Here is a 19,556-nt window from a genome sequence, read left to right as displayed (position 1 = left end):
TTCGCTGCGGAACTGCTCCGCAGATCAGCCTCCAGCGAAATCGACAAGCTCTCCATGTCGTTGTTCGATGCCTCGGTCGATCTGAACCCCCATCAGATCGAGGCGGCGCTGTTTGCCTGCCGCTCTCCCCTCTCCAAAGGAGTGTTGCTGGCTGATGAGGTTGGCCTCGGCAAGACCATCGAGGCTGGCTTGGTGCTCTGCCAATACTGGGCGGAACGGCGGCGCCGGCTCATCGTCATCTGCCCGGCGGCGCTCCGCAAGCAGTGGAGCCTTGAACTTGAGGAGAAGTTCAATCTCCCATCGGTGATCCTTGAAGCTAAGTCGTTTCGTGAATCGCTGCGGGAAGGGAACGACAATCCCTTCCTGGCCAACGGCATCGTCATCACATCCATGAACTTCGCCACCCAGCAGAAGGAACTGCTGAAGCTGGTGGCCTGGGATCTGGCGGTAATCGACGAGGCCCACAAGCTGCGCAACGCCTACCGTCCCAGCAACCGCATGGGACAGGGCATCCGCTGGGCGCTGGAGGATCGCAGGAAGCTCCTCCTCACCGCCACGCCGCTGCAGAACTCCCTCCTGGAGCTGTACGGTCTTTCCACCCTTATCGACGATTACATCTTCGGCGACCTTGCCTCTTTCCGCGAACAGTACACCGGCAGTGACGCCGACCTGGACAGCCTGAAACGCCGGCTTGCCGGGTTTGCCAAGCGGACCCTCCGCTCCCAGGTGCTGGAGTATATCCGCTACACCGAACGGCGCGCCATCACCCGCCCGTTCCGCCCCTCCGACCAGGAACAGGAACTGTACGAAGCCGTCTCCAACTTCCTGCAACGTGCCGACACCTATGCAATCCCTGACCGCCAGCGCACACTGACGGTGCTCATCGTGCGCAAGTTGCTCGCATCGTCAACCCTTGCGGTGGCCGGAACTCTGGAGACTATCCGCAAGCGTCTTGAAGTCCTGCGTGCCGGTTTACCCGAGCCGGAGAACCTGCTCGAAGATCTGGTGGAAGGCGACGAACTGGGCGACGACTTCCTTGATGAAGAGGAAGAGATTGAGGAACCGGAAGGTGGATCCCCCCAGTTGGACCAACCACGGGGAACAGAGATCGACCGTGTCCAACTGGATGCCGAAATCGCGGAACTGGATGGTTACATTCGGCAGGCACGGCAGATATCCGTTGACACCAAAACCCGCACTCTCGGTGTAGCCCTGGAGATCGGCTTTGCCGAGATGGAACGGATGGGGGCTTCACGCAAGGCGCTCATTTTCACCGAAAGCCGCCGCACCCAGGAGTACCTGAAGGCGTTTCTCGAAGCCAACGGCTATGCCGGCCGCATCGTCCTCTTCAACGGCAGCAACACCGATGCGGAAAGCAGCGCCATCTTCGAGGAGTGGCTCCGGGACAACGCCGACACCGGCAGGATCAGCGGTTCAAGGACAGCGGACCGGCGCAGCGCTATCATCGAACATTTCCGCGACCGGGCCGACATCATGCTCGCCACCGAGGCGGCCGCCGAAGGGGTGAACCTCCAGTTCTGCTCCCTAGTCATCAACTACGACCTCCCCTGGAACCCCCAGCGAATCGAGCAACGCATCGGCCGGTGCCACCGCTACGGCCAGAAACACGACGTGGTAGTGATCAACTTCCTCAACGAGCGCAACGATGCCGACCGGCGGGTGTATGAGCTCTTGACCGAGAAGTTTAACCTCTTTTCCGGCGTCTTTGGCGCCTCGGATGAAGTGTTGGGGACCATCGAAACTGGGGTCGACTTCGAGCGACGCATCCTGCGCATCTACCAGGAGTGCCGGACCGCCGGGGAAATCGAGGCGGCCTTTGCCGCTCTGCAGGCGGAGATGGAGCAGACCATAACTTCCCGCATGACCGAAACCCGCCAGACCCTGCTGGAGCATTTCGACGAGGATGTTCACACCCGGCTGAAGGTCAGGCTGGACCAGACCCGCCATCATCTGGACCGCTTCAGTCGCCTCTTCTGGGCCGTCACCCGGTCGGTTCTCCACGGACAGGCCCGGTTTGACGACGAGGATCTCACCTTTGATCTGCATACTCCGCCAACCGGCTTTCCCCCGGGGCGATACCACCTCATCAGCAAGAACCGGGAAAATGTGGAAGGCGCGTATCTCTATCGCCTCTCCCACCCCCTGGGGGAACAGGTGCTCACCACGGCGCTGCACCATCACACCCCCGATGCAACCCTGCGCTTCGATATCAGCGACCACCCCACAAAGATCGCCATGGTGGAAGCCCTCAAGGGGAAGTCGGGCGTTCTGACTTTGGAGCGGCTCACCATCACCTCCTTCGACACGGAAGAGCATCTCCTCTTCAGCGCCTTCACCGATGACGGTAACCCGGTGGACCAGGAGCAGTGCGAAAAGCTCTTCCAGTGCCGGGCGGAAATCGATCCGGTGGAAGACCTGAGAGCCTTCAGCGGGCACCTGGCTGCAGAGACTGAACGCCATGCCGCCGCCACGGTCAGCAGAGCGCTGGAGACCAGCAACCGGCATTTCCAGGAAGAACGGGACAAGCTGGACAAGTGGGCCGATGACCTGATCGTGGCGGCTGAGAAGGAACTGAAGGACACCAAAGCTAGGCTCAAGCTCCTGAACCGGCAGGCGCGCCAGGCCATCACCACAGAAGAGCAGATGGAACTTCAGCGACAGATCGTGGAACTGGAAAAGAAACAACGACGACAACGCCAGCGCATCTTCGAGGTCGAAGACCAGATCATCGAAAAGCGCGACGCCCTGATCGCCCGCCTTGAGCAGCAGATGCAGCAGAAAACAACCAGAGAACGGCTGTTCACCGTGCAGTGGACGGTTGTGTGAATAGGGGAGAGGTTCAATGAGCAAATACGATGACCTTGTGGCCAAACTGAAGGAGATTTTCCAGATCGATCGCCCCGAACTGGATTTCGGTGTCTACCGCATCCTCAATGCCCGTGCGGGTGAGATCAACGATTACCTAGACAACCGTCTAAAGGCCCGCGTGCAGGAGGCGTTGGTCAACTCCGGAAACGCCAATCTTGAGCAGGTGCGCAAGGAATTGGACGAAGCGGAGAAGAACGCCCAGGCCCTTAGCATGAACCCGGATGATGTCCCCAAGGTCAGGGAACTGCGCCAGCGGATTACCGAGCTCTCGGCGGGCAGTGTCGAGCATGAGAGCGCCGTGTTTTCCCACCTGTTCACCTTTTTCTCCCGCTATTACGACAGCGGCGACTTCATCAGCCAGCGCCGCTACAAGGGGGATACCTACGCTATCCCGTACGCCGGTGAAGAGGTGGTGCTGCATTGGGCCAACAAGGACCAGTACTACACCAAAAGCGGTGAGAACTTCTCCAACTACAGCTTCCGGCTGAACGATGGCCGTACCGTGCATTTTCGCCTGGTGGCTGCAGATACAGCCAAGGATAACCGTAAGGACAGTGATAAGGAACGCCGATTTGTCCTGATCGAGCGGCAAACCCGTACCGTGACTGATGATGATGGGGATGAGTACGAGGAGGAGTTGCTGCCGGTCGAGGAGGCAAACGGCGAGCTCGTGCTCCGCTTCGAGTACCGGCCTATGCCCAAGGGGACCAAGCAGGACGATCTGGTGGGCAAGGCGGTGCAGGTCATACTGGGGAGCGATACCGTCAAATCGAGCTGGCTCGATCTCGCCAAGCGGGAGCCGACCGAAAAAAATTCCCAGCGCACTCTGCTGGAAAAGCACCTAACCACCTACACCCTGAAAAACAGTGCCGACTATTTCATCCACAAGGATCTCGGCGGGTTCCTGCGCCGTGAGCTGGATTTCTACATCAAGAACGAGGTGATGCACCTGGATGACGTGCAGAACGCCGAGCGCTTTGCCGACATCGAGAAGAATCTCCGGATGATCCAGTGCCTGCGGGCCATCGCTCTGGATCTGATCACCTTCCTGGCCCAGTTGGAGGATTTCCAGAAGAAGCTTTGGGAGAAGAAGAAGTTCGTGGTGGCCGCCCATTACTGCGTAACGCTTGACCGGGTACCAGAAGAGCTCTATCCGGATATCGTTGCCAACGGGAAACAGTGGCAGAAGTGGTTTGATCTTGGTATGCGACCCAATGCCGCCGCAGGTCAAAACGATGAACTGAAAAACCGGCCATATCTGATGGTGGACACATCCCTATACCCTGACTCATTCAAGGCAAAGCTGCTGAACGCTATCCCAGACCTGGACGATTCAACAGACGGTCTCCTCATCAATAGTGATAACTATCAGGCTCTTTCCCTGTTGGGCTCCCGGTACAAAGAACAGATCAAGTGCGTCTATATTGATCCGCCCTACAACACCAGCAGCAGCGCTATACCGTACAAGAATACATTCAAGCACTCTGCGTGGGCAACGATGATGCACAACCGTATTGGGAAAATCGCCCCTCTCATGCCCGATGATGGGGCAATTTTCGTCAGCATCGACAAGCATGAGCGGCAGTCATTGGAACACGTTCTAGACGAAACCTTTGGCGATGACAATCATGTCGAAGAGCTCATCTGGGCCATGAACACCAATAACAGTCAGGCACCAAATTACTCCACAAATCATGAATACGTGCTGGTTTACGCCAAGAATCGAGTGATCGCCGAGCAACAGAAGGATATGTTCCGCGAGCCAAAGCCTGGATACGCCGAGGTCATGGAGCTTGTAGCCAGCCTCAATCCCACTTATCCGTCGATTTCCGAGATTGAAGAAGAACTACGGAAACTCTACCAGCAGCATGTCATCGAATATCGCGAACAGGTCGAGGCAGAGGGGCTTGAGTGGGAGGAGGAGAAGAAGAATGACCCCTGGAAGGGTTTGTACAATTACAAGAACGCCGAATATCGAGATGCTGCGGGAAGACTAGTTCCAGAAAACGAGGCAAAGATACGACAGGCGATGATTTGGATATGGCAGGAGGATAATACTTCGATGCCAGCAACAAAGCAGTCTCCTACGGTCCACGATCCGCAACACAAAAACTGGCGGTGGTTCAAACCTGTCCATCCTGCCACAGGAAAACCATGCCCTCATCCGAAAAGTGGTTGGAAATTCGCCTATGAAGACGACCCTGAATCCCCCGGGAAGAGGAGTTTTGTTTCTCTAGACAGAGACGGACGCATAGCATGGGGACCTGATGAAACAAAAGTTCCACGCATAAAGCGGATGCTGCACGAGGTGGAAACCAATATCGGAAAGAGCGTATTTTCCGATTACTCCGACGGTGAGAAGCAGACCCACGCCTTGTTTAACCGGTCAGGGGTTTTCCTTGCGCCAAAGCATGCGAAATTTGTCTCCCGCTTTATCCAACATGCCAGCAAGAAGGACAGTGTTGTCATGGACTGTTTCGGTGGTTCAGGAAGTACAGGCCATGCAGTAATTTCGGTGAATCGTGAGGATAAGGGAAAGAGAAAATATGTCCTCGTAGAACAGGGTGAATATTTCTCAACAGTTATCAAGCCTCGAATGCAAAAGATTGTGTATTCCTCGGAATGGAAAGCTGGCAAGCCACTCGCTGAGGCAACAGGAGTTTCTCACTGCTTCAAAGTGCTCAAACTAGAGAGCTACGAAGACACTCTCAACAATCTGGAACTCCGTCGCAGCGCCGAGCAGCAGAGCCTTCTGGACAGCGTAAGCCAGGAAGCCAAGAACGACTACCTCCTCCGCTACATGCTCGACATCGAAAGCCGTGGTTCCCTCCTGTCGGTAAATTCCTTCCGCAAGCCCTTAGACTGTAAGCTGAAAGTGGCGGTGGACTCCGCCGGGGCGTGGGAGGAGCGGCCCATCGATCTCGTGGAGACCTTCAACTACCTGATCGGTCTCAAGGTCAAGCAGATCGATTCCCTGCGGGAGCGGGGGATCGTCATGGTGCAGGGAATCCTGCCGACGGGAGAGAAGACGCTGATCCTCTGGCGTGACTGCGAGCAGGTTGACTACGAGGCCCTCAACCGGTTCTGCGACAGCCACGACATCAACCCCAGGGACAGTGAATTCGAGGTGGTCTACATCAACGGTGACCACAATATCCCGTCAGTGCTGACGGCCACCGAAGAGGAAGGGGGCATCACCAAGGTCCTCAAGCTGCGCCAGATCGAGCCGGAATTCCTGAGCCGCATGTTCGACGGGGAGGTGTAAGCGAATGGGGAGCTTTCACAAGGAGCTGGTGCTCAACCGCTGGATGTACGGCTTCTTCCGGGGAGGGAACCTGCAGGCATTGAAGGCGCGCCTCGGCGACGACCGCCATGAGGGGATCGAAGAGGACGGCCAGACCCGCTACTTCCACGAACTGTCACGCAATCTGTTCGAGGTGGACCGGATCAGTGCCGACGATCTTCGTCGCTACGACCTGAATATCGTCCGGCACTGGCAGACCATCACCCGCAAACGCAACCGGCAGGAAGAAACCGAATTGCAGATGAAGTACTTCCAGTACCTGTCGCTGCTGTTCACCGAAATCTACCTGGATTGGTACTTCAACCGGCGGCAACAGCTTCTGGACGGACTGAATGAAGAGATGGCGGAGTACAATGCGAAGATCACCGCTGCCGACCGGCTGCAGCCGTTCGATGCTGATGAACTGAACAAGCTCGCCTTCTGGAACGCCACCGGCTCGGGGAAAACCCTGCTGCTGCACGTCAATATCCTGCAGTACCTGCACTACTTCCAGAACGGCAACCAGAACATCTACCCTGACAAGATCATCCTGCTGACACCCAATGAAGGGCTCTCCCGTCAGCACCTGGAGGAGTTGGACCTTTCCGGTTTCCACTTCTTCCAGTTCTTCGACAAGAACAGGAACGCCTTCCGTGGCACCGTCGAGGTCATCGACATCAACAAGCTGGGCGATGAGATGGGAGACAAGACCGTGGCGGTGGAGGCGTTCGAGGGGAACAATCTGGTTCTCGTGGACGAGGGGCACCGGGGAACCGGGACTGTCGCCGGCGCCTGGATGAGCCGCCGCGAGGCGCTTTGCCGGGGCGGTTTTGCCTTTGAGTATTCAGCCACCTTCGGACAGGCGGTGGCAAAGGGATGGGTGGTTACCAAGGCGGAAGAGGAAGCGCAGAAGAAAAAGGCGAAGATGCTCTTCGATACCACTAGTCTGAAGAAACTGACGGAAGAGCAGCGGCAGCAGCTTGCCCTGACCAGTGACGAAAAGCGAAAGGCACGGCTGCTGGCCACCCGGGAGATTTACGCCAAGTGCATCCTCTTTGACTATTCGTACAAGTTCTTTTACGAGGATGGCTACGGCAAGGAATCGCTGATTCTGAATCTTGCGGACGACCATGAAGAGGAGACGCGGAACCTTTATTTCACCGCCTGCCTGCTCTCCTTTTACCAGCAGCAGTATCTCTGGGCGCGGGATTGGGAAAAGTTGGACGAGTTCAACATCGAGAAGCCGCTCTGGGTATTTGTCGGCAACAAGGTGAACGACGATGATTCAGACATCCTGACCGTGGTTCGGTTTCTCGCCAACTTCCTCAACAATGATACCCAGTACAAAGCCTGGATCGACGATCTGCTCAAGGGAAAGGCGCGGCTCCTGGACAAGAAGAATCGCGACATTTTCGAGCGGCGCTTTACCCCGCTGATGGGGACACCCGCCGAAGTGGTCTATGCCGACACTCTGAAACGGCTCTTCAACAGCGAATCCCGCCAACGGCTGAAACTGGTCAACATCAAGGGGAGCAAGGGAGAGCTGGCGCTGCGGGTGGGAGACAACGAACCGTTCGGCCTGATCAACATCGGAGATGACGCGGCATTCTTCAAAATGTGTGAAGACGCCACAGAGTTTGACAATGAAGCCGATGAATTCGGGACGTCACTCTTCGGCAGCTTGAACGACAAGGAAAGCCGGCTGCATGTACTGATCGGCTCCCGCAAGTTCACCGAGGGGTGGAGCAGCTGGCGGGTCTCAACCATGGGGCTGCTCAACATGGGACAGGGGGAAGGCTCGCAGATCATCCAGCTCTTTGGGCGCGGAGTACGCCTCAAGGGAAAGGAGTACTCCCTTAAACGGAGCACTCCGGGACAACGCCCAAAAGGGCTCCATCTGGACAAGCTGGAAACGCTCAACATCTTCGGCGTCCGCGCCAGCTACATGGCCCAGTTCAAACAGTACCTGCAGGAGGAAGGGGTCTCGACCAGTGACGAAATCATCGAGCTGAACTTCGAGACCCGTCACTCACCCTGCTTCCTCAAGGACAAGCTGAAGTCCCTGGCCCTGAAGGACGGCTACAAGGACAACCAGAAGAACGGCTTCAAGCGGAAGCAGTTTCCGTGGCTGTACGAGATTCCCGCCGAATTTGCAGCCAAGATCAAACCGCCCCATATAGAGCTTGATCTTTACCCCCGGCTGGAGGCGCTGAGTACCCAGCCAAGGGGAGGAACTGCGGCAGCAACCACGGTGCGGCATACCGGCAAGATTGCTTCGTCCACGATGGCACTGTTCGACTTCGACCGGATATTCTTGGCGGTACAGGAGTTCAAACTGCAGCGGAGCTGGAGTAACCTGCGGCTTGACCGGCAGCGACTGAAGACATTCTGCAAGGATTCAAGCAGTTGGTACACCCTCCACATTCCCGCGTCGGAACTGACCATCCGAACTATTGCCGATATCCGGAAGCAGGAAGACATCCTCATCCGTCTCCTACAGGATTACACCGACCGGTTCTACAAGACCCTAAAGAACGCCTATGAGGGACAATTCTACGAAGTGGTGCCAGTGCGCGGCGACGACGACACCATGCTCAAGGTCTATCATTTTGAAATTGAAGACACCGATGACGGACAGGAATACAAGAAGCGCCTGGAAGAGCTGCAGAAGCTGGTTGTCTCAGGAAAGCTCGGCGAGGCAAGCACATGGGATGCACAGCAGATGGTTGCCATCTGTTTCGACCGGCACCTGTACTACCCACTCCTCTCCATCGACGGCAATGTGCCGCTCAAGATGCGGCCGCTGGCCTTTGAGGCCCAGAGCGAAATCGATTTTGTGAGAGACCTGGAGGCATTCTATGCCTCGGCTGTAGGCAAAGCTGCCATCGGCAACCGAAGCCTGTACCTGCTCCGCAATGCCGACACCAAGGCCAAGGGGCTCGGCTTCGCCCTGGCGGGGAATTTCTATCCAGACTTTCTTCTCTGGCTGGTGGACGACAGCACCGGCAAGCAGTGGCTTAACTTCATCGACCCGAAGGGAATCCGCCAGATCAATCTCACTGATCCCAAGTTCGGCCTGTATCAGGAGGTGAAGGTACTGCAAACGAAACTGGCCGATCCAAACCTGATCCTGAACGCCTTCATCCTCTCAAAAACCAAATTCTCGGACATTCTCAACAAGAACTGCACCGAGCAGGATCTTGAGGATCGGCACGTACTCTTCATGGAGCATGGCGGAACGTCGTATCTGCCGAAGATGTTCGGGAAGATGGTGTGATGTCAATCTTTTGTTGTCACGTAAGGCGGACCATGCGGGAACTCTGAGATCGACTTTTTCATCACACTATGCCGACGCCTTTATCTCTGAAATATCGGTGGAGATCAATGGACAGGGGACTCGAATGACTACGCAAGAAGAGATCCGAAGGGCGAAGCTCAAGCTGGTTCAGAATGCGATTGAGCAGGTGCGGGGAATGAAGGACACCCCACCCAAACGTAAGACCAGCCGGAAACATATTGAAATGAAAAATGAGCCCATTATTGTCTATGAACACGACGGCAAGACACCCCTTCCGCCCGGGGCAATCGACGGCATGGAAGAGTTCATCGAAGACGAGCCTCTAACCGGCTTTGAGTGGGACATCTCTTGCGAGAATCCGCCATACGTCGGCAAAGACTTTGACATGAAGAACCTGCCACATCCTGATAAGCCCCACCCAAGGCGTTTTGGTGAGGGTCATGACGACGATGAGTAGAGGCCGGATATGACCGCTCCCTGAATTATGCGTGGGAATTTCATTTGATGGGAAGTGCGCCGTGGGCAATTGAAGCCCTCGTGCTCACACCCATGCCAAGAATTGCCGCGTACGTCCGGGCTTTTCGCAGACCGTACACAGACCACCTTATGGAAGCGCATCCTCTGAGCGCCCCGTACACGGCTGGTGTGAGTCTTGCCCCTTGGTAAGCTCCCCAGATTGCCCTGCGGGGCGCTCTTTTACGCCCCCCTTTTATCACATTGACAGCACAAGAGCCCCATTCCATCTTCAGACTTAGCGCCACTACTGCCTTCAGCAATATGTTTTGGGGGCAGATTTGGGGGCACCACAAAACATGCCAGAGTGCAGCACACCGCTAATACACATTATTTTTGCATTGTACAAAGTCGGCAGGGGCCAAATGAAAAGCCCTTCCGCACCGCGGAGGGGCTTTTTTCGTTACTACAGTTCCCCAATGATCGGTTCTTCAAACCTCACGCCGGTTTGCGAGCAAACGGCTGGACGAGGAGACGGGAAAGGGTCAGCAGTGCCGGATCACGAAACTCCTTGAGCCCGATCGTCATTCCTCCATGGCCGCCTTCGGGCTGGGGACGATAGGTGCCGGCAAGGCGGTCCCACCAGGGGAGATTGAAGCCGAAGTTGCTGTTCGTTTCCCGGAGAATGACGGAATGGTGGACGCGGTGCATGTCCGGCGTGACGACAACGAGCCGCAGCCACCTGTCGAGAGTAAGAGGAAGCCGGATGTTGCCATGATTGAACATTGAGGTAGCATTCAGCGCCACCTCGAAGGCGACCACCGCCACAACGGGCGCGCCGAGCAGCGCAACCGCCCCAAGCTTGATCCCGGCCGAAAGAAGAATCTCGACGGGATGAAAGCGGTTGCCGGTCGTGACGTCGATGTCGAGGTCGGTGTGGTGCATCCGGTGGAGACGCCAGAAGACCGGAAGAAAGTGAAACAGGACGTGCTGCAGGTAAATAATCAGATCAAGGGCGATGAACGCCAGGAAGATCCCGGCCGGTGGCGGAAGGACGACGTTGTTCAGGAATCCCCAGCCGTGTTCGCGGGCCTGTACCGCCATGTCAGCGGGGAGGACGGTAAGGGTCAAGCGCACGACCGCAGTATCGATAGCTGCCAGGGAAAGATTGGTGTACCAGCGACGAGCCTTACTGTCAGTGAGCTGACGGCGCGGAGCCGCCACCTCCCCGATGGCAACCGCAGCCAGCACGCCGAAGAAAAAAGCGAGCCTGATCAACGCTTCGTCGTGCATGCCCTTGTTCCCTCCCCTACCCCAAAAGCGATGCTGCCCTACGCAAAATGTTTACCACGGAAAAGGCCCCTTCGCATCACGCGAAAGGGCCTTTGATCGACGGGGAGCAAGTGGCGTCATCAGGCGAACTGATTGTAGTAATCCTTCACCTTGACCAGATATTCGCGGGTTTCCCGGGGAAGGAGATGGGGCTTGCGATCGACGTTGCCCGGCCCCCAATTGTAGGCGGCAAGGGCCTTGTCCACATTCCCGCCATAACGGGCCAGGAGGTCCTTGAGAAACTTCGTGCCGGCCATGACATTCTGCTCGGGATCGAAGGAGTTGGTGACCCCGAGCCCCTTGGCGGTGGCAGGCATGAGCTGCATGAGTCCCTGGGCGCCCACCGGGGAGACGGCGTTGGGATTGAAGTTGCTTTCGGCCTTGATGACCGCCTTGATGAGTCCCACCTCGACGCCATGGCGGCGTGAAGCACGATTGACGACATCGTCCAGCCAGTTGCCACTGCTCTTTGCGGGCAGAGACTCGGGAGCAGCAGAAGCAACCGGGGCGACAGAGGATCCCTCGGCAGCCACGGGAGAGGATGGGTCAACCGGTTCCCGGCTGTTCTCGGCAAAGCTCTTGAGCATGAATTCCACGGCGCGCCCCATTGCCGGCGGGTTTCCCCCGCCTTCAGCGTCGCCGAGGGTAAAGGCGCTCCGCATCATGTCGAGTCGCATCAGCTCTGCCGCGGCGGCAGCGGTGGCACGTGCCCCGGCCCGCGGCGCGTCGGTACCGGCGCCGTTGGCCAGAAGCTCGTCGAAGACGAGGCCCGCGCCGGCCTCTCGAACGGTGGGGCGGTCATCAGTCTGCGGTTTGGCTTCGGATGGTGTGGGACGATTGATAAGAGTATCGATGATCATACCCACGTCTTATGCAAAAGACGTGGCAATTGTATCGAGTCTCCGTTTTTTTAATTTCTCGATGAGGGTGGTTCGCTTGAGGTTCAGAAGAAGAGCGGCCTCCTTCTTGTTGCCGCCGGTCTTCTTGAGGGCCTGGAGGATGAGATTGTTTTCGAACTCCTCCACCACGGTATTGAGGCAGATGCCCGAATCGGGAAGGGTCATGCTTTCCGAAGGGGGAGAAATGGTGACGCCGGAGAACTTTTCGGGCAGATCATTGACACCAATGGTGCCGAACCCCTTGAGAATCACGAGGCGCTCCACGAGGTTCTCCAGTTCGCGCACGTTGCCGGGCCAGTCATAGTGGACGAGGAGATCCATGGCGTCGGAGTCGATCCCCTTCACCTTGCTCTTCTTGTTGCGGTTGAAACGCTCAAGGAAGGAGTTGACCAGGAGGGGGATATCGTCCTTGCGCTCCCGCAGGGGCGGAATAAAGATGGGAATGACGGAGAGCCGGTAGTAGAGGTCTTCGCGGAACTGCTTGGTGGCGACCAGTTTTTCCAGGTTCTGGTTGGTGGCGGCAATGATCCGCACGTCGATCTTCTTGGAGCGAGTGGCGCCGACCGGTTCCAACTCGCGGTTCTGCAACACCCGCAGGAGCTTTACCTGGAGGTTCGGCTTCATGTCGCCGATTTCGTCGAGGAACAAGGTGCCGCGGTCGGCCATCTCGAAGCGGCCGATGCGGTTCGCCACGGCACCGGTGAAGGAGCCCTTGACGTGGCCGAAGAGCTCGCTTTCGAGGAGTTCGTCGGGAATGGCGGCGCAGTTGACCGGCACGAAGTTACGGGTCTTGCGGTTACTCAGGTCATGGACCGCCCGGGCGACCAGTTCCTTGCCGGTTCCCGATTCTCCCTGGATAAGAACGGTTGAATCGGACTCGGCAACCTTTTCGATCAGCTCGAAGAGGGAGAGCATCTTGGCGCTCTCGCCGATGATATTCGGAATGAGGGCCCGGTTCTTGATGGCCGGCTTGGCCCGGTAGGTCTGGCTCTGGAGAGACTGGTGCTCGAACCCGCGTTTCACGTGAGTTTCAAGCTCGTCCAGATTGAAGGGCTTTTCCAGATAGAAAAAGACCCCCGCCTTGAGGAGGTTGGAGGCCATTTCGTAGTTGCCAAAGGCGCTGTAGGCAATGATGACGGTGCCTGGACGCATGGTCTTCAGCTTCTTGACAAATTCGAGACCGTTCACCCGGGGCATCATCAGGTCGGTGATGACAAGGTGAACCTCTTCGGTTTCCAGCTTGTCGAGGGCGTCCTGACCATCACAGGCCTGGACCACGTCGTACCCCTTGTACTTGAGAAAAGCGGCTACAAAGTCACGGGTTTTCTTGTCGTCGTCGGCAATGAGCAGTCGCGGCGTATCCATGGTTTCCTCGAACAAACTGGGTATCTGGAGCGTGGTCCTCTCGATGCGGACGTCAGTGTAGTCATAATCCTGACAAAAGTCAACAAAATGACGACTGACAATAAATATTTTTTCCGAGAACCTCCTGAAACAACATTTGTATTCATCCGGCTCCCTCGCCAGCCCGATCCGTCCGGCGGCGCCCATTTCTGATTTTCTGTCGCACGGCGTGTCAATTTTTATCATGGACCCATAACCCACCGAGAAATCGTCGAAAAAAATTGTTAAAATTTTCACCGGTTGCGCCGATGAATATAAATGCACGGCCTTCGCTGCGAAAAAGTCCTCTATCCGCCAGATTCATTCGTGAATCGAGCGGCATGAGAACACTCCTTGCATCGAGCATTGAAGTGTTTCCTAGCAAGCGACCAGGGCGACGACTTCCGATCAGTCGGAACGGATAAGGAGGAAGAGGGCGATGGAAACTGCACTGCAGACCAAAGTAGAGGAATCGAGGAGCGAGCTGATCCAACTCGTGAGCTTCAAGCTGGAGCAGGAGGAATATGGGGTTAACGTCCTGAAGGTGCGCGAAATCATCCGGATGCCGAGCATCACCCGTGTTCCCAACACCCCCCATTACATCGAAGGGGTCATCAACCTGCGGGGAAAGGTAATTCCCATCATCTCCATGCGCAAGCGTTTCAGCCTCCCCGAGGGGGAGACAAACAGCCAGACGAGGATCATGGTCATCGACATGGAAGGGGAGCTGATGGGATTCGTGGTTGATGCGGTCTCAGAGGTGATCCGGATCTCCGAGAGCGAGATTCAGCCTCCGCCGGCCGTGGTCAACAGCGCCGTGGAGCAGGAGTGCCTCGCGGGGGTCATCAACCAGACCGACCGCCTCCTCTTCTTCCTCAACCTGGAGAAACTCATCTCCCGGGACGAGCGAAGCCTGTTCAGCGGCATGATGTGACACAAACTTTTATTCACATTCGCGAGGAATAGCAGATGGCGATTGAGTGCGAAGACCAGGAACTCCTGGATGGATTTTTGACCGAGACGGCGGAACTGCTCGAAAAGCTTGACGACGATCTTGTTGCCCTGGAAAAGGCCCCGTCAGACACGGAGCTCATGAATGGCATTTTTCGGTCGATCCATACGGTGAAGGGAGCGTCCAGCTTCCTCGGTTTCGAGCTTCTCGTGAAGGTCACCCACAAGACCGAGGATGTTCTCAACCGCCTCCGCCGGAGCGAGCTGGAAGTGACGCCGGAGATTATGGACGTGATCCTGGAGGCGGTGGACCTGGTGAAGCTCCTGGTGAGCGACATCAAGGGGGGTGACATCGTCGAGCGGGAAGTCGATGAAACCATCGGCAAACTCCTCCCCTTCCTCTCGGAGAACGCCAAGGAAGCAACGGTTCTCAAGCCGTCGGCGGCCCCTGTAACGCCGGCAGCGCCGGCCCCCCAGGCGACGGAAACGGAAACACAGCCCTCTGCCGAGCCGTCTCCGGCCCCGGAGGCAGCGCCGGTCAAGACACCCGAGCCCGCTCCCCGCGTCCAGGCGCCCCCGCCCCCCGCACCTCGAGACGACAAGAAGGGGGATGACCTGACGGACAACACCACGGTCCGGGTGGATGTGAAGCGGCTCGACGACCTCATGAACCAGGTGGGGGAACTGGTCCTTGAGCGCAACCGGATGATGCAGCTCAACACCGATTTCAACGGCGGCGGTGACGACACCTTCGGCGAAGAGTTCGGCAAGCTCTCCAAGCGGATCAGCTTCGTCACCTCGGAACTCCAGATGCAGGTCCTCAAGATGCGGATGATTCCGGTGGAAAAGGTCTTCAAGAAGTTCCCCCGCATCGTGCGCAACCTGGCCCGGGACTTGGGCAAGGAAGTGGATCTCCTTGTCTTCGGCGAAGAGACCGAACTGGACCGCTCGGTGGTGGACGAAATCGGCGATCCGTTGATCCACCTGATCCGTAACGCCATGGACCACGGCCTGGAGACTCCCGACGAACGAATGGCGGCCGGCAAGCCCCGCAAGGGGACCCTGATCCTCTCGGCGGCCCATGAGGGGAACCAGATCGTCATCAGCATCAAGGACGACGGCAAAGGGATCGACGCCGAAAAGATAGCACGCAAGGCCCGGGAGAAGGGGCTCATAACCGACGAGCAGCTGGCCACCATGGGGCAGCGTGAGATGCTGGACCTGATCTTCCTCCCCGGCTTCTCCACCAAGGAGAAGGCCACAGACCTCTCGGGGCGCGGCGTCGGCATGGACGTGGTCAGGACCAACATCAAAAAGCTGAACGGCATCATCGATATCAAGAGCGAACTGGGGCAGGGATCCGAGTTCATCCTGAAGCTGCCCCTTACCCTCGCCATTATCCAGTCGCTTCTGGTGGAGGTGGAGGACGAGACCTACTCGCTCCCCCTGGCGGCGGTGCTGGAGACACTCCGGGTGGAGGAACGGGAGTTTCACACCATCGGCGGCCAGGAAGTGCTCAAACTCCGGGATTCGGTGCTCCCCCTCATGCGGCTGCAGAAGATTTTCAACGTCGCCCCGAGCGAGCGGAGCCGCGTCGCCTGCTACGTGGTTGTCGTGGGGGTTGCCGAGAAGCGGGTCGGGCTTGTGGTTTCACGGCTTCTGGGGCAGCAGGAGGTGGCCATCAAGTCCCTCGGCAAGTACCTGGCGAATCTCCCCGGCATTGCCGGCTCCACCATCCTCGGTGACGGACGGGTCACCCTCATCATCGACCCCGCGGGGCTCATGGAGAACAGCGACGGAAGCGGTGGCGGCCGCATTGCCGCCTGAACCGCCGGCCGAAGGCACGATACTCAACCGAAGAAGGGACGCCAGTGACAATCTCTGACAAGGATTTCGAGGTTCTCAGGGACTTCATCTACAATCACTGCGGGATATATTTCCACACGAGCAAGAAGTATTTCCTGGAGAGCCGCATTACTCGACGGATCGAGGCGACCAACTCGCCGAACCTCATGACTTACATGGGGCTCTTGAAAAGTGGCCCCGGGAAATCCGATGAACTGCTTAAACTCCTGGACGAAATAACCACGAACGAAACCTGCTTTTTCCGCAATCCTCCCCAGTTGAAGGCCCTGGAGAACGTCTTTCTTCCCGAGATCGTGGCGGCCAAGGGAAAAATCGGCTTCCGTAAGCTCAGAATCTGGAGCGCAGGCTCCTCTTCCGGCGAAGAGGCCTACACCATGGCCATGATCCTCCTGGAGAAGCGGGCCACGATCCTCAAGGACTGGATCATCGAGATCGTGGGGACCGACATCAGCGAGACGGTCCTGGCCCAGGCCCGGGAAGGGGTCTACAGCGCCTACTCCGTGCGCAACACTCCCGACTATTACAAAAAGAAATACTTTCGTCAGGAACCGGGGGAGCGCTATGTCCTCTCCCCCGACGTAAAGAAGCTGGTGAGCTTCAATCACCTGAACCTCTACGAAGACGCGAAAATGGTCTTCATGAAGAGCTTCGATTTCATCTTCTGCGCCAACGTCCTGATCTACTTCGACCTGGCATCCAAGACCAAGGTGGTGCAGCACTACTACAACAACCTCCAGCCCTACGGCTACTTCTTCGTGGGGCAATCGGAATCCCTGCACGGCGTGAACGACAAGTTCAAAACGGTCCACTTCCCCGGCGGATTTGCCTACAAAAAGTGAAAGGTGGAATGGATAGCGTGGAACAATTGAGCAAAATGGAAAAAGCCGCCGCTCTGATCCGCGGCATGACTGATCTCCCCACCATCCCCGCCGTGGCCACCCAGGTCCTGTCGCTCCTGGACCAGCCCGACGTGGAGATCGACCAGGTGGCCGAGCTTCTCCTCACCGACCAGGTCATGGCGGCCCGGGTCCTGAAGATGGTCAACTCTCCCCTCTACCGGCCGGCCACCGTCATCACCTCCCTCAAGGGGGCGCTGGTCTATCTGGGGCTTCGGCACATCCGGGAGTTCATCCTCACCTGCTCCTTCATCCAGAGCTTCGAGGGAAAGGAGGGAGTGCTCGGGGTAAAGCCCTTCTGGGAGCACTCCTTCGGCGTCGGCATCGTAGCGCGGCTCATCGCCGCGAAGGTGGGATACCACGATACGGAAAAGGCCTACATCGGCGGCCTCATCCACGATATCGGCGAGGTGTTCCTGAGCTATTACCTGAAGGACGAATTCCAAAAGGTGGTAGACGCCATCAGGGAGAACCCGGTGCAACTGGTGGAGGCCGAGGAACGCATTCTCGGCACGACCCACTGCGAGGTGGGGCTCTGCCTGGCCCGGGAGTGGCATTTCCCCGAGGACTACTGTGAGATCGTATCCTGCCACCACGCCCCCCGCGAGGCCAAGAATGCACCGCGCCTTACCGCCATCGTGAACCTGGCGGACCTCTTCTGCACCGTCCGGAACCTGGATTACGGCGGGAAGGAGTGGACCAGCTTTTCCTTGGCCGATGAGCCGGCTTGGGCCATGGTTCAGGAGCAGGGGAAGAAGCTTGCGGAATTCGACGTGGAACGGTTCTGCTACGAACTGGACGACCAGGTGGAGGAGATCCGGGAACTGGTCACGAACATCTTCAAGGACAGGTGACAGAGCCATGCTTCCGAATCAGGAAAGAAAACTGCGCGTGCTCGTCGTGGACGACTCGTCGTTCATGCGGATGGTCATCCGGAGCGTACTGGAGAAAGATCCCGCCATCGAAGTAATCGGCGTGGCCATGGACGGGGTCGAGGGGGTGGAAAAGGCCCTGGCCCTCAGGCCTGACCTGATCACCATGGACATCGAGATGCCCCGGCTCGACGGCATCTCGGCCCTCAAGGAGATCATGGCCAAGGCACCGACCCGGGTGCTCATGGTTTCCACGCTCACCTGTGAGGGAGCTAAGGCCACCTTCGACGCCCTCGATGCCGGCGCCATCGACTACATCCCCAAGAACGTCACCGACAGCATTGATGCCCAGAAAGCCTTCAAGGAGGAGCTCCTGCGGAAGGTGAAGGGGTCCGGAATCTCGATCCTCGGCAGGAGCACGGCCTCTCCCTTTCCGCGCATCGTGGTGCCGCCCCGCCCCATCGCGGTTCCCCGCCCGGCAGGGCAACGGTACCAGTACGTGGGGATCGGCGCCTCCACCGGCGGGCCGGTGGCCGTCCAGGAGGTTCTCGGCCGCATCCCGGGCAACTTCCCCCACGGAATCGTGGTGGCCATCCACATGCCCAAAGCGTTCACCGGCCCCTACGCAGAGCGGCTCAACACCAAGTGCTCCCTCCAGGTGAAGGAGGCGAAGGCCGGCGACATCGTCCAACCGGGGGTTGTGCTCGTGACCCCCGGCGGGATGCACACGGCGCTGGTCCGCCAGGGAAGCACCGTCGCCATCCGCACCATCGCCACCGCCGAGTGTCCTCAGTACATCTACGTCCCATCGGTGGACCACATGCTGACCACCTTTGCCGACGCCTGCAACGGTTCGCTCCTGGGGGTCATCCTCACGGGGATGGGGGCTGACGGTTTCAAGGGAATGAAGCACCTGAAGACCAAGGGGGGGGGAACCATCGTCCAGGATGAGGCCACCTCCACCATCTACGGCATGCCGCGGGCCTGCATCGAAGGAGGAGTGGCCGACACGGTCCTGCCGCTCACTCAGATCGGCACCGAGATCACGAAGATAGCGGGTTAGCGCCGGGCAGTAAGGGCAAGGCCTTCGGGAAGGAGACGAACGCGGCACCGGGAGAATCCGAGCCGTTTGAGGCGAAAGAGGAGAAACGGGGCAGCCAGGGCCGGGCAGCCGGGGAAAAAGAGCGAAAGATCCCCCTCAGCATTCACGGCCCGTCCGGGGTCAGCCAAAATGGGGGGGATGCCGGCAGGCGCCACGGGGGTGAATCCCGGGGGAGCGAAAGGAAGATGAGGGGCGGCGTTCCGCAGAGGGGGGCCGCCCCTTTTCGTCTGGGGCCAGAGGGCATTGAGCGCAATGATGAAAAAGAGTTTCATTCCGGAGAAAGGGGCCATGCCGTCACCTCCTGCATCCTCTCTGGACAGGGGAAAATCCGT

General features: G+C 58.0%; 12 protein-coding genes and 1 pseudogene. 9 read left to right on the top strand and 4 right to left on the bottom strand.

Annotated features, from left to right (window positions below; translation table 11 throughout):
• Positions 1-54: 54 nt before the first annotated feature.
• From KI811_RS18965 to KI811_RS06915, 4 genes and pseudogenes are all read left to right on the top strand, one after another.
• A pseudogene (locus tag KI811_RS18965) lies at positions 55-1,608 on the top strand (SNF2-related protein); the annotation flags it as partial.
• Between the two features lie 1,276 nt (positions 1,609-2,884).
• Positions 2,885-6,154 carry a site-specific DNA-methyltransferase gene (locus KI811_RS06925; protein ID WP_214185743.1) on the top strand — a complete coding sequence of 1,090 codons (3,270 nt, stop codon included), beginning with the start codon at positions 2,885-2,887 and terminating at the stop codon, positions 6,152-6,154.
• 4 nt (positions 6,155-6,158) lie between these two features.
• Positions 6,159-9,449, top strand: coding sequence for a DEAD/DEAH box helicase family protein (locus KI811_RS06920; protein ID WP_214185742.1), 3,291 nt, complete (start codon positions 6,159-6,161; stop codon positions 9,447-9,449).
• A gap of 124 nt (positions 9,450-9,573) precedes the next feature.
• Positions 9,574-9,927, top strand: a complete 354-nt coding sequence (locus KI811_RS06915; RefSeq protein ID WP_214185741.1) for a hypothetical protein — start codon at positions 9,574-9,576, stop codon at positions 9,925-9,927.
• Positions 9,928-10,421: 494 nt separating this feature from the next.
• Here KI811_RS06915 and KI811_RS06910 read toward each other — a convergent pair whose 3' ends face one another.
• The 3 genes from KI811_RS06910 to KI811_RS06900 form a co-directional block, all read right to left on the bottom strand.
• A complete protein-coding gene (locus KI811_RS06910) occupies positions 10,422-11,216 on the bottom strand; it encodes a sterol desaturase family protein (protein ID WP_214185740.1) in 795 nt (264 codons plus the stop codon).
• 119 nt (positions 11,217-11,335) lie between these two features.
• The gene (locus KI811_RS06905) at positions 11,336-12,115 is read right to left on the bottom strand and encodes a lytic transglycosylase domain-containing protein (protein WP_214185739.1); all 780 of its coding nucleotides are present in this window, start codon (positions 12,113-12,115) and stop codon (positions 11,336-11,338) included.
• Positions 12,116-12,124: 9 nt separating this feature from the next.
• Entirely contained in the window at positions 12,125-13,519 is a 1,395-nt protein-coding gene (locus KI811_RS06900; RefSeq protein ID WP_214185738.1) for a sigma-54-dependent transcriptional regulator, read from the bottom strand.
• A gap of 457 nt (positions 13,520-13,976) precedes the next feature.
• On the opposite strand from KI811_RS06900, the gene KI811_RS06895 reads away from it, so the two are divergent.
• Genes KI811_RS06895 through KI811_RS06875 form a run of 5 tightly spaced genes read left to right on the top strand, consistent with a single transcriptional unit; the run spans position 13,977 to position 19,185 of the window.
• Positions 13,977-14,471, top strand: a complete 495-nt coding sequence (locus KI811_RS06895) for a chemotaxis protein CheW (protein ID WP_214185737.1) — start codon at positions 13,977-13,979, stop codon at positions 14,469-14,471.
• 35 nt (positions 14,472-14,506) lie between these two features.
• Entirely contained in the window at positions 14,507-16,315 is a 1,809-nt protein-coding gene (locus KI811_RS06890) for a chemotaxis protein CheA (RefSeq protein WP_214185736.1), read from the top strand.
• Between the two features lie 44 nt (positions 16,316-16,359).
• On the top strand, positions 16,360-17,193 hold the full coding sequence (locus KI811_RS06885) for a CheR family methyltransferase (RefSeq protein WP_214185735.1): 834 nt from the start codon (positions 16,360-16,362) through the stop codon (positions 17,191-17,193).
• 17 nt (positions 17,194-17,210) lie between these two features.
• A complete protein-coding gene (locus KI811_RS06880; RefSeq protein WP_214185734.1) occupies positions 17,211-18,104 on the top strand; it encodes an HDOD domain-containing protein in 894 nt (297 codons plus the stop codon).
• Positions 18,105-18,111: 7 nt separating this feature from the next.
• Positions 18,112-19,185, top strand: a complete 1,074-nt coding sequence (locus KI811_RS06875) for a protein-glutamate methylesterase/protein-glutamine glutaminase (protein ID WP_214185733.1) — start codon at positions 18,112-18,114, stop codon at positions 19,183-19,185.
• Here KI811_RS06875 and KI811_RS06870 read toward each other — a convergent pair.
• Positions 19,182-19,514, bottom strand: a complete 333-nt coding sequence (locus tag KI811_RS06870; protein WP_214185732.1) for a hypothetical protein — start codon at positions 19,512-19,514, stop codon at positions 19,182-19,184. The genes KI811_RS06875 and KI811_RS06870 overlap by 4 nt on opposite strands.
• Positions 19,515-19,556: the final 42 nt, after the last annotated feature.

Source organism: Geobacter hydrogenophilus, assembly GCF_018501225.1.
GTDB classification, from domain to species: domain Bacteria; phylum Desulfobacterota; class Desulfuromonadia; order Geobacterales; family Geobacteraceae; genus Geobacter; species Geobacter hydrogenophilus.
This window is presented reverse-complemented; position numbering and strand designations above follow the sequence as displayed.